Raw genomic sequence first — 12,603 nt, forward strand, 5'->3', positions numbered from 1 at the left:
CTACATCTTGCGGTGCCTGATCCACTCCGGACAACTACAGGACAAAATCAACGCACTCTAAAACCGGAAGGGCCACTATAGGCCGAAAAATGGCCCGTGGGATGTTTCCCACGGGCCATCACTGTTGTGCGCCTACTTCTTCTTGCCCTGACCGAAGTCGAGGTTGTTGAGGTCGATATTCTCCATGCCCTTCGGCATCTTCATATCGCTTAGGTCCGGCATGCCGCCGCCCATCTGCTCTTGCAACTTCTGCAGCTCCTGCATCGACGGCATTCCGCCGCCCATTCCCGGCATGCCACCACCGCCACGGCGCTTTGGCGGCTTGCGCTTGCCGTTCTTGCCCTTGCGGCCCTTCGGCTTCTTTTTCGTCGCCGAGCGCCCGCCACCCATGCCCGGCATGCCGAAGCGGCCGGCCATCTGGTTCATCATCTTCTTCGCTTCGTTGAAGCGCTCGATGAGCTGGTTGACGTCGGAGACAGCCACGCCAGAACCGTTAGCGATGCGCTTGCGGCGCGAGGCGTTAAGGATCTTCGGATCTTCACGCTCCTGCGGGGTCATACCGCGAATGATGGCCTGGATGCGGTCGAGCTGCTTTTCATCGACCATGTCGGCGATCTGGTTCATCTTGTTGCCGCCGGGCATCATCTTGAGCAGGTTACCCATCGGGCCCAGGTTGCGGACCATAAGCATCATGTCCAAGAAGTCGTTGAGCGTCATCTCGCCCGAGCTCATCTTCTTGGCGGCTTCTTCCGCCTTGGACTGATCCAGCTTAGATTCTGCCTGCTCGATAAGTGTGAGCAGATCACCCATGCCGAGGATGCGGCTTGACATACGCTCTGGGTGGAAGACATCAAAGTCGTCGAGCTTCTCACCGGTCGAGGCAAACATGATGGGCTTGCCTGTGACCTCACGAATGGACAGCGCCGCACCACCGCGGGCGTCACCATCCAGCTTGGTCAGCACGACGCCGGTAAAGTCCACGCCGTCGCGGAAGGCCTCGGCGGTCTGGACGGCGTCCTGACCAATCATGGAATCGATGACGAAGAGGACTTCGTCGGGGTTGACGGCGTCGCGGATGTTGCGGGCCTGCGTCATCAGTGTTTCATCAATGCCGAGGCGGCCAGCGGTATCGATGATGACAATGTCGTGCTGCGTGCGCTTAGCCTCTTCGATGCCGCGCTTGGCGACGTCCACCGGATCACCGTGAGACGTACCCATCTCATGCTCGTGGGAATCGAGGGAGGTACCTGGATCCGGAGCGAAGACGTCGACGCCGGCGCGCTCGCCGACGATCTGCAGCTGCTGTACCGCGCCTGGGCGCTGAAGGTCACAGGCCACCAACATCGGGGTGTGGCCCTTCGACGCCAAATGCTTGGAGAGCTTACCCGCCAGGGTAGTCTTACCAGCACCCTGGAGACCGGCAAGCATGATGACTGTTGGCGGGTTCTTCGCTAGGTTCAGGCGGCGGGTTTCACCACCAAGGATCTCGATGAGCTCCTCATTGACAATCTTGACAACCTGCTGCGCCGGGTTCAGTGCCTCAGAAACCTCGGCGCCGGCGGCGCGCTCCTTGATGCGCTTGATGAAGCCGCGAACGACGGTCAGCGAGACGTCGGCCTCCAGCAGCGCAAGGCGGATCTCGCGCGCGGTGGCATTAATGTCTGCCTCGGTCAGTTTGCCCTTGCCGCGCAGGCCTGACAGGGCTGATTGCAAGCGGTCAGACAAAGACTCAAACACGTCGGAGTGCTCCCTCAACTATCGTCGATAATTTTTAACTCCCCCAGCTTAGCCGTTGACCAGTGCTTGGGTCACATTCCGGACCAGCGCCGCGCGTGGAATGTCCTCACTCGGAAGCGCATGGAGCACCATCGTGGAGCCCGGGGTGGTGGTGGACAGCCACTCGCAATCAGGTAACTGCGACAGCACATGACCGAGGGTGCCGGTGTAATCGTCGATGCGGATCTCGAAGATACCTCCGGTCCACATCGCGGTTGCGGGCCCTGGGACAAACGGCGGCAGCACAGAATGAGTACCCGATTTATAGGCCTGAATAAGGCGCTGCTCGTCCGAAACCAGGTCGATGCTGCCCTGCAGGGCACGCACATCGAACTCGCCGGCATAGCCTTCTGCGGTGCGCACAAGGCGTGACGACACGATGAACCATCCGAAGGCCGCTATGAGCGCGAGCGCTCGCACGGCTTCGCGTTGATAGTTGCCGCGCCATACCACGGTAAAAATGTCCTCTTCTGAGTTGTGCCGCAGCCCGATGTCCCGGTCGGCGGCCACCAAAGGCTTCGTCGGGCACAACGATTCCAACTGCTCAAAGGCGCGCCGACTCACCGTCTCAATGCCGCGCGCCAGGCGCTGATTCCATACCCCGGGCCCCGTCGATTCCGCATCCGCCTGCGCCAGCGCCACGAGTAGTGCCAGGGTCAAGTAGTCGTAGCGTACAGCTTCTAGGAGCTCGTCACGCGCAGCGTCGGACTGCGGGTCCGTGCGCGAAACAATACGCGCCAGCGTCGTGTGCTCGGCCACCACGGTTTGCACTCGCGACCGGTCCGCAAGGTCAAGGCGTAGCTTCGCGGCTGCCCGAGCCACCATTTCCGCGCCTACCACCGAATGCGGGCGCCCGTAGCCCTTGCCTATGTCGTGATAGAGCCCCGCCAGCAGCAACAAATCCGGCCGTGCGACGGAGGTGCGCGCATCGGCACAACGGGCCACGGTAAGAATCGAGTGATAGTCCACGGTGTGCGCATGCGTGCGCTCCCGCGGTAGTAGCCCACGAATGTGTGCCCACTCCGGGACAAGCCGCTCCCACAAGCCGTGGGCCTCCATCTCCTGGATAAGACGAGGTGTGTGCACGGGTGAGGACAACAAGGCGAAGAAAGAATCGGTCGCCGCGGCTGTCCACCGATCCGGAAGCTCTGGGAGCTCGCGCAGCTGCTCCCAGACTTTGTCAGCCACCGGTCGGCCCGACCGCGCTGCCGCCGCTGCCACGCGCAGCAGCAGCCACGGTTCGGTCAAGTCAGCGGTGCGGGCAAGGTGGATTTCACCGCCAGCATCAACGACGCCAATATCCAACGGTTTACGGGAGCGGCTAGGGCTGCGCTTGGCGACGACCCCTCGTGCCGTCGCCAGCGCCCTCTCCATAGCCTTATCCACCGCTGAAGCGGCCGTCACCACAGCAGAGGACAACTCATAACGGTCGGCAAAGCCTAACTGCTGCGCGATTTCGGCGGCGAACTCGGGATCGAGCACGTCGCGGTGGCGGCGCGCGGTGACGTGGAGGAGCGTTCGGACGTCGAGAAGCAAGGCCCTTTCGGTCTCCAGAGTGGGAACGTCCGCAAGGTTGCCCAGAGCCAACGCCCGAAGGAACTGGATATCACGCAATCCCCCACGGCCGTTCTTGATGTCCGGGTGAGTCATCGTAGCGAGGGTGCCGGAGCGGCGCCAGCGCTCAATGGCGATATCAACAAAAGCATCGAAATTGCGCTGCAGAAGGCGGCGCCACGTGGCATAAACCTGGGCACGGGTGGAATCAACAAGCTGCTTATCCCCCGCAACGAAAGCGAGGTCAAGCTGCGCAAACCCTGCAGCGGGGTCAGAGCCGGCGATGGCGGCGAATTCACTCGGAGTACGCACCGCATAATCGAGGCGGTACTTGGCATCCCAGATGGGATACCACACCTCGGACACGACCTCTTCAGATAGCGTCGTTCCCTCCGGGTGCAGGAGGATAAGGTCGAGGTCCGAATACGGCGTCATAGCACGGCGAGCGAAAGACCCAGTGGCCGCTAAGGCACAACCTGGCGGTAGGACAAGGGACTGCGTGAGACGGGTGGCCGCCGCGAAGGCCTCCTCACGCAGTTCGGCGGCAGTAGGCAAGGTTTAGAGGGCCGACTCGCCGCGCTCGCCTGTGCGCACGCGAATGATGTCCTCGACCGGAGTAATCCAAATCTTGCCGTCACCAATTTTGCCGGTGTAGGCGGCATCAACGACAGCAGAGATAATCTCTTCTACTTGGTCGTCGGAGGTGACGATTTCCAGCTTGACCTTGGGCACGAAGTCCGTGGCGTATTCGGCGCCGCGGTAGACCTCGCTGTGGCCGCGCTGCTGGCCAAAGCCTTGGGTCTCAGTAACGGTAAGACCATGGACGTTGTGCTGTTCGAGGGCCTCGCGGATATCCGGCAGCGTGAACGGCTTGACGATGGCAGTGATGAGCTTCATGTGATTAATCCTATCCTGTCTATACGTCCTCGTCGCTGGCCTCGACGGTGGAGGCGCTCTTCTGCATGCGCTTGGCGTATTTAACGTCCGTGACCGTCACGCCGTAGATGGAACGGCCCATGTAGTATGAGCCCACCGAGCCGATGATCCACACACCAAAGCAAGCGATGAGAACGCGTACCAGTGACCACAGGGAGAAGCCGTTTTCGGAGAAGTCCACGATGAGCTTCGCCAGGAGCAACAGCGGCACGGCCAAACCCACGGTGGGGCCCAGCAGGTTGACTCGAGTCAAGGCATCGGGAGCGCGCCACAGGGCGATAACGGTAGCAATCACCAGTATGGTGGCCAGAACCAACAACACGCTGGCAATGATTTCTGCAATGGTCATGGTCTACCTCCTGCCCTTCGAAATGATACGGGCCATGGACAACGTCGGCAGCACACCGGCGGCAATGCCCGCAAGCATGGCGATGTCATACACGATGGATGCGTGGTTCGTCATGGCCCAGGCAAAGTACATGCACATCATGCCGTAGAAGACCATGTCACTCATCACGGTGCGGGTCAGCTCATCGCGCGAACGCAGCGCGAGGGCCAGCGCGGCACACACGCATGCGCACATGATGAAGACGCAGACGAAGACCACCCATTGAAAGGCGCTGAAAGAGGAAAAGTCGATCATTTCTTGTCATCCTTTCGAGCTTTGCTCGGCACGCTGCGGCGCCGCGGCCGAACGGGGCGCTTGTCTACCTCGTGGGCAGCTAGCGGCGTGTCATCGGTCTGCGCAATATCCGGGGCGCGCATATGCCGGCCCAAGGTATCGAGCGGGTACTCATAGAAGGTCTCCGCCAGCTCGGTGGTCGGTCCTTGGCCGGGCACGCCATAATCAATGCCCTTAACGTGCGGGGCAAGGCGCTCCTCCATATCCGCGAGGTCTGCCATGACGCTGGCGGGGTCATCGCCCATGACTGCCTGCACAAGCACAATGCGCGGCAGGCCTTCCCGCACCGGCTCACGCAGGCCTAGCGAGAGGGTACCCGGCGTCGCCGTGATGGAGGAGGTAAACCAGAAGATTTCCCACGCGCCTGTCACGCGCAACGGATAGCGCACGACGACGGGGTTGTAGTTATTGTGCGGCTTAAAGGACTCGAGGGCGAGCGAAAAGCCAGCAACGAAGATCTCCTTGATGAGCCACAGTGCGTAGACAACAGAGTTCATAGCGGTCTTCATTTAACGGCCCTCCTGGATGGAGTCGATATCGGGTAGGGCTACGGGGTCGTCGCCAAGCACGGCGTTGGTATAAGCCTCCGTGTCGAGCAGGTCCGCAGAAGCCGCCATGGTGACGTCGATGACGAGGCCAGACAGGATGAACATGGTCAGCGAACCCAAGATAAGGGCGGCCGAGGGAGCCATGAGCTTTTTGCGGATAACCAATTCATTCGGCACCTTTTCCTTGGGCAGGTCCTTGCCCCAGAACACGCGGCGCCAGACGCGCAGCATCGACAGGAAAGCGGCGAAGGACGCGATGATGATCACCGTGATAACGGTCCAGGCCCATCCCCCACCAGTGCGTGCCACTTCGGCCACGATGAGAACCTTGCCCCACATGCCGGAAAAAGGCGGGAAGCCCACGACAGAGAAGGCACCGGCAGCGAAGATCCACGCGATGATGGGGTCACGCCGCGCCAAGCCGGAGAGCTTGTTGAGTCGGCCCGTGCCGTAGGTCTCCTCAATGGCACCTGCGGTCAGGATGAGCGAGCCGACTGTCAGCATGTGGTGAATCGTGTACAAGATACCGGCCGCCAATGCGCGCTGGGCATCGTGCGTGGTGAAAGCCATCATGACGAGGATGAACGGCATACCGTTGAGCATCTGGTAGCCCAACACACGACGGATGGAGTTCTCTGCCAAGCCACCAAAGGCACCGACAATCATGGAAATGATCATCACGACGATGATGAGCGTGCCCCAGCGCTCGTCCATATCGAAAAGCTGGACCCACAATCGGTACAGCATGTAGACCGCAACCTTGGTGTGCAGGCCAGAGAACAAGCCCATCACCGCGGCGGAGGTTCCCGGGTAGGTTCGCGGTAGCCAGTTTTGTACGGGGAAGACACCTGCCTTGGCTGCCACCGCGATGACTACAATGCCGGCAGCGACAGTGACTGGGCCATTGCCCGCCGCAGCCCCCTTGAGGGCGCCAAGATTCACCACGCCGGTAACCGAGTAGATGTAGCCCACACCAACAACCAGCAACGTGGAGGCAAACAGGTTCACCAACACGAAAGCGCGGCCGGCGGCCAAACGTGACCACGTACCCGACATGGTGATGAGGCCATAGGACGGCAAGAGCATGACCTCAATGAACACGAAGAAGTTAAAGAGGTCTGCGGTGAGTAAGGCGCCGCACACACCGGTAATCAGAATGAGCGTGAGCGATGGGTAGTAGCGTGACTTAGTCTCACCACCAACGATGGCGAACCAGTTAGCGCCGAAAGCAACGATCATCGTCGTCACAATCATCAGCGCCGAGAACGTATCCGCTGCGAAAGCAATACCCGCGTTGCCGAGGTACTTGCCCACGCTATGAGCAACGACGCCATTGTTCTTGGTGTAAAGCAGCAAAGCGAAAGCCGCAAAAATACCGATGCCCGGCACAATCAACATGATCGCATCACGCACGCGGCGCCATGGTGCCAACAGCGCCAAGGCCGCTGACACGAGCGGTACCGCCGCAAAAAGCGGGAGGAGAGCACTTACGGTGTCAGACATTTACTTCTCCCCTTCCTGGTCGATTTCCTTCAAGCGATCCATCTTGTTCGCCGAACGTTCCAGAATCGCACGGTTTTGTGTGTCACGACCCAGCGTGGAGAAGGCATGGTCAATGGTGTTGTCATCCACCGGCTCGGCAACATCAGTGTCATCGTTGGCGCCCATGGCAGCCAAGGTCAACAGGATCGTCGAGGTAGCCATGGAAATAACCACAGCGGTCAGGACGAAAGCCTGCGGGAGCGGATCTGCCATCTGGTCCATCGGAACCTGCGATGGGAAGGACTCACCGCGGTAGGAGTACACACCAGTAGCCAACAGAGTGAGGTTCGCGCCGTGGCCAAAGGCCATCATGCCCAGCACAATGTGCACGAGACTGCGCTGTTGGATGAGGTAGACGGCGCTGCCGATGAGCAGCGCGATGGTCAAGGCGAGAATCATGAGTTCTTCTCCTCTCCAGCCGGGGTGAAGTGAGGCGAGGACACGCGCTGGCGTGCCTGGGCATCATTCAGCAGGGCCTCCGGATCGGAGGATGGATTGATGGATTCGGGGTAAGGATCGTCGACGTCGTCAAGCACTACGCGTGGCGTGTTCGGCAACGCCGAATCGTCATCATGGACCCACGGCAGGAAGTCGCGTTCCGTACCTGGGCGCAGGTAGCCACCCAAGGCGTTGATCGCCATGGTAAGCATGCCCAGAACGGCAAGATAAATACCAAGGTCGAAGATGAGGGACGTCGTCCAGTGCTGCCCCAGCGCGTGCCCATGGATAGCGGTGAGGAAGCCACCATCACTGTGGGAGGTTGGAATGTAGCCGATGAAACCCGCAGTCAACGCGACGATGATGCCGATACCGGTGAGGTGAATCGGCGTCATACGGCCAAAGACAATCTCATCCGTACCGCGCGAGAGGTACGTCAAACCGATGGCTGCGCCCATAATGAGGGCAGCCGGGAAGCCACCACCGGTGGCCTGGTGGCCACGGTAGAAGACGATGACGGACAGAACCACCAGAATCGGAATAGTGAGAGCAATGCCCTTGCGCAGCGGCACCGAGTTGAGCTGTGACTGTCCGAACGGTGCCGGGCGCGTACCCGAAGTGAACGGGAAACGTGGCAGCGTCGAGGTCACCGCGGCGATAACGACGGCCGCCATGCCCAGCACGGAGAGCTCGCCCAGGGTATCGAGTGCACGGAACTCCACGATGATGGTGGCCACAACGTTGTCGCCGCCCGTGATGTCCGGCGCGTTGTTGAGATACCACATAGCCAGGTCCGAACGCTCGTGGCGGCCCATGAGTGCCCACACACCGAGGAACGCAGCGGCACCCGCCAAGACCGCGATGATGATGGCGCCAGTCTGGCGGCCCTTGCGGGACACCGGGTGGAATTTCTCCGGAAGGTAGCGCAGCACCATCATCATGACGATGACGGACAGTGCCTCCACCGTGAACTGAGTCAACGCCACGTCCGGGGCACCCAACAGGAACATTTGCAGTGTCACACCAGTACCGGCCGTTCCGATCATGACCGCACCGGTAAGGCGGTTCTTCGTGCGAACCAGGCCAACCATAGACAGCGCAACGATACTCAGCGGCAAGAGATCCCACGGGTTATCCAGGCCCTCAACGCGGGGGTTGAGAGCGACGCCATCGACGCCGTCGGAAAGCAGCGCCGCACCAGCCAGAAGGATAATGAGGAAGATGATCGGCAGGATGAACAGCGACGGGTTGTGAGTATCCGACATGCGGCCAACGAAGCGGCCGAACTTGGCACACACTCCCTGAATCCACTTCAGCACCTCGTTACCGGTACGCGGCAAGAGCTCTCGCTCCTCCATCGCCGTCCACAGCGGCTTGCGGTACAGCACACCCACAATGCCGGCGATAAGCACGAGTGCCGAGATAGCAAACGGAACGTTGAAGCCGTGCCACAGAGCCAAATGTGAGTGGCCCTCCATGCCGATAGCAGCGACGACCTTATCGAGCGGGCCATCAAGCACGCCCATGAAAAAGACGATCGGCACGGACATAACACCCGGCAGTGCTGCCGGCAGCCACAGGCGGACTGGAGCCTCGTGGGTCTTCGACATATCGCGCGGGCCGTCGAAGAAGGCACCGAAGACAATCTTGGCCGAGTAGGTGAAGGTAAAGAAGGCACCAATGCCCGCGACGATGAGCAGAACAATCTGGCCTGCCGAGCCAATCGGTGCCTCTTCGAATGCGGTGAGCATTCCTTCCTTAGATACGAAGCCAAAGAGCGGCGGTACTGCGGCCATCGACGCCGCACCGATGAGCATGGAGCCAAACGTCCACGGCATCTTGTTCCACAGCACACCAAGGCGGCGGATGTCGCGGGAACCAGCCTCATGGTCAATGACGCCGATAAGCATGAAGATGGAGGACTTGAACAGTGCATGCGCCAGAGTGTGGACCAGCGCCGCGGCGATGGCGAACGGGGTTCCAACACCGATGGTGGCCACGATCCAACCCAGGTGGGAAACGGTGGAGTACGCAGTGAGCTTCTTCAGGTCCGTCTTCTGAACAGCAAAGACGGCCGACATGACAGCCGTTCCCATACCGGCCACGATGAGCAACCAATTCCATGCCGCAACATCGTGGAAGATGGTGGAGAAGCGAATCAGCAAGTAGACGCCGGCCTTAACGACGGCCGCCGCGTGCAGGAAGGCCGACACCGGCGTGGCCGCTGCCATGGCCTCAGGAAGCCAGAAGTGGAACGGGAATTGTGCTGACTTGGTGAAGGCAGACAGCGCGATGAGGATTGCCACACCGGTGGTCAGGCCCGGGCGCTGCGCCCACACCTCAGAAGCCAAGATTCCCTCAAGGTTCGTGGTTCCCGCTGCCGTGGCGGCAATCGCCACACCAGTCAGCAGCGTCAAACCACCGACGAAGGTAAGAATCAGCGTGCGCTGCGATCCTGCCTCGCCGGACTTGCCGCTACGTGCAATGAGCATGAACGACGCCAACGACACAAGCTCCCAGGCAAGGAAGAGCACCACGACGTCATTCGCCAACACCAGCAGCAGGATGGACAGTGTAAACGCCGTCATCAGCACGTAGAAGCTGACGTTTCCTTTGCCTTTAGGCAGATACGCTGCGGAGTAACAAAACACCACCGCGCCGATGACGAGTGCCAGCATGGCGAAGAAGATGCCCAGCGCATCGCCTCTAAAGGCGAGGTTCACGTCGACGCCAGGCGCGATGACATCGCGAACCCACGTCACGGAGTAGGACAGTTCTTCACCGCGGGCAAGTGCAGGAAATTCTCGCGCTAACAATGCCGCGGCGATAATAAAAATGCCGGCTAGCGGGTAGCCGGCTGCGCGATCAGCAACTTTGACAGCTACTGGTGCAAGCGCCACTGCGACAGCTGCGAGGAGGACGACATACAAGAGTGTCACGAAAGAGTAGCCTCACGAACCGTTGAAGGGGCTGAAAAATCAGCCTCATATAGACAGGACCGTCTCAGACTATCATTGTGACCTCCCGCAAAGCACATTATTTGCGCTTTAAAAAGACCGTAACGCCTCCGTGGGAAGTCGCTACGGTCTCAGAAGAGATATAGGAATAGATCAGGCAGAATCCCGCCTGAAAATTGTTCTATTTTTCTCCCAACAGGGCATCAACGAAGCCCTCGATTTCGAACGGGGCGAGGTCATCTGCGCCCTCACCAAGGCCCACGAGCTTCACAGGCACGCCCAGTTCCTCCTGAACCTGGAAGACAATGCCACCCTTGGCTGTGCCGTCCAACTTGGTGAGCACAACGCCGGTGATGTCCACGACGTCTCGGAAGATGCGCGCCTGGGTCAGGCCGTTCTGGCCCACGGTGGCATCCAGCACCAGCAGAACCTCATCCACTTCGGTCTTCTTTTCCACGACACGCTTGACCTTACCCAGCTGGTCCATGAGGTCCACGGAGGTGTGCAGGCGGCCAGCGGTGTCGACGAGGACAACGTCGACGCCCTGGTCCACACCGGCTGCCACAGCATCGAAGGCCACGGAGGCAGGGTCTGCGCCTTCCTTGCCGCGAACAGTGGTGGCGCCGACTCGGCGACCCCAGGTCTCCAGCTGGTCTGCGGCCGCTGCGCGGAAGGTATCGGCAGCACCAAGCAGCACATTGTGCCCCATGGAGACGAGTACGCGGGCAAGCTTACCGGTCGTGGTGGTCTTGCCTGTGCCGTTGACACCGACCACCATGATGACAGCTGGCTTGCCCTCGTTCGGCATTGCCTTGATGGAGCGGTCCATCTCTGGGTGGCCCACCTCGATGAGAGCCTCGCGCAGCATGGCGCGTGCTTCTTCTTCGGAGCTCACGCCGCGTTCCGCAATCTTGTCGCGCAGAGAATCGGTGACCTTCATCGTGGACTTGGTACCGAGGTCCGCCATGATGAGGGTGTCCTCGATGTCCTCCCACGCATCATCATCAAGGTCACCGGCGGACAGGATGCCCATGAGGCCCTGACCAATGGCGTTTTGGGAGCGCGACAGGCGCCCACGGAGCTTGCCCAAACGGCCCGCGGCCGGCGCGATGTCCTCCTGGGGCTGCGCTGGGGCCTCAACGACCTCTGCGTCTTCGGAAACCTCGAGCTCCTCCGGCTCAGCCTCGAGAGCCGCGCTTGCCGACGCCGCCTGCTCCCCCGCCGCCGCAGCAGCTTCCTCTGCCTCTGCTTCTGCAGCTGAATCAGCCTCAGCTTCTGCTGCTGTCTCAGCCTCTGCGTCAGGCGCCTCGACTGGCTGCTCTTCTACCTGCGCGTCAGCGATGGGCTCATCGGCTTCCACCTCGGCCGGAGTGTCCGCCTCAGGAGTAGAAGCCTGGGCCTCTTCGTCTGCACGCTGCTCCCATTCAGCTGCTGCAGCACCTGTCACAGCCGCACCAGCGGCGGCTGCGCTCGCAGCACCAGCAGCGACGGCACCGCCAGTGGAATCAACTTCCCCGGCCTTCTCAGGCTTGTCTTCTACCTTCTTGGTCGGCTCTGCCGGGGCAGCAGGCTTGCCATCAGTCTTGGCTGGCTCTGCCGGGGCGGCTGGCTTGTCATCAGCCTTGGCTGGCTCTGCCGGGGCGGCAGGTTTGGCCGGCTTCGCTTCTGGGGTCTTCGCGGTGCCGCTGAGCTGCTCATTGGCCAGCTGCGTGGCGTCGCGCTGCTCCGACTGAGCCTCAGGCTGGCGCTCCGGCTTGGCCTCTGCTCGCTGAGCAGGTTCTGCGGCTGCAGGCCTTGTGCTCGCTGCCTGCGGCTCTGCGGGCTTGTGGGACTCAGCGGGCTTCTGCGGCTCGCTAGCCTTCGGCGCGCTAGCTGGCTGCTTGGTGGCGCCACCGCCAGCGGGGGCAAAGTTAAATCCGGACTTGGCCTGGTAATTGCCCGATTTTTGCTGCTGGGTGAGCTCCTTGGGCTTCTCTTCGGGCTTTTCAAAAGAGACCTTCTTTGACTCGCCGCGCTTCTTACCTAGCACGACCAGCCCGATCACCAGCAGGATCAGAACGATGACTGCTATCGCAATCCACAGATACGTAGTATTCATGCCTTCCATAGTGCCAGGGTTGCGCACCGCGGGCACCACGAGCCATAGAAAAGCCAGTGAATTAGCCCGGGA

At 60.8% G+C, this 12,603-nt stretch carries 10 protein-coding genes; all 10 read right to left on the reverse strand.

Annotation, left to right across the window (positions count from 1 at the left end; genetic code table 11):
- Positions 1-132 precede the first annotated feature (132 nt).
- Positions 133-1,737 (reverse strand): signal recognition particle protein, encoded by a 1,605-nt coding sequence (gene ffh, locus QP922_RS04120; RefSeq protein WP_284808039.1) that lies wholly within the window; start codon positions 1,735-1,737, stop codon positions 133-135.
- Between the two features lie 48 nt (positions 1,738-1,785).
- A complete protein-coding gene (locus QP922_RS04125; RefSeq protein WP_284808040.1) occupies positions 1,786-3,885 on the reverse strand; it encodes a [protein-PII] uridylyltransferase in 2,100 nt (699 codons plus the stop codon).
- Positions 3,886-3,888: 3 nt separating this feature from the next.
- Complete coding sequence (locus QP922_RS04130) at positions 3,889-4,227, reverse strand: P-II family nitrogen regulator (RefSeq protein WP_039675975.1); 339 nt, start codon at positions 4,225-4,227, stop codon at positions 3,889-3,891.
- A gap of 19 nt (positions 4,228-4,246) precedes the next feature.
- Positions 4,247-4,615 carry a Na+/H+ antiporter subunit G gene (locus tag QP922_RS04135; RefSeq protein ID WP_284808041.1) on the reverse strand — a complete coding sequence of 123 codons (369 nt, stop codon included), beginning with the start codon at positions 4,613-4,615 and terminating at the stop codon, positions 4,247-4,249.
- A 3-nt stretch (positions 4,616-4,618) separates the two neighbouring features.
- A complete protein-coding gene (locus tag QP922_RS04140; protein ID WP_039675977.1) occupies positions 4,619-4,909 on the reverse strand; it encodes a cation:proton antiporter in 291 nt (96 codons plus the stop codon).
- Complete coding sequence (locus QP922_RS04145; protein ID WP_284808042.1) at positions 4,906-5,457, reverse strand: monovalent cation/H+ antiporter subunit E; 552 nt, start codon at positions 5,455-5,457, stop codon at positions 4,906-4,908. The genes QP922_RS04140 and QP922_RS04145 overlap by 4 nt, the downstream gene beginning before the upstream one ends.
- Entirely contained in the window at positions 5,458-6,999 is a 1,542-nt protein-coding gene (locus tag QP922_RS04150) for a monovalent cation/H+ antiporter subunit D family protein (protein ID WP_284808043.1), read from the reverse strand.
- Complete coding sequence (locus tag QP922_RS04155; protein WP_284808044.1) at positions 7,000-7,437, reverse strand: sodium:proton antiporter; 438 nt, start codon at positions 7,435-7,437, stop codon at positions 7,000-7,002.
- The gene (locus QP922_RS04160; protein WP_284808045.1) at positions 7,434-10,415 is read right to left on the reverse strand and encodes a DUF4040 family protein; all 2,982 of its coding nucleotides are present in this window, start codon (positions 10,413-10,415) and stop codon (positions 7,434-7,436) included. Before QP922_RS04160 ends, QP922_RS04155 begins: the two co-directional genes overlap by 4 nt.
- 199 nt (positions 10,416-10,614) lie before the next feature.
- Positions 10,615-12,531 (reverse strand): signal recognition particle-docking protein FtsY, encoded by a 1,917-nt coding sequence (ftsY, locus tag QP922_RS04165; protein WP_284808046.1) that lies wholly within the window; start codon positions 12,529-12,531, stop codon positions 10,615-10,617.
- Positions 12,532-12,603 lie beyond the last annotated feature (72 nt).

The sequence above is a fragment of the Corynebacterium sp. MSK218 genome, assembly GCF_030232655.1.
GTDB lineage: Bacteria > Actinomycetota > Actinomycetes > Mycobacteriales > Mycobacteriaceae > Corynebacterium.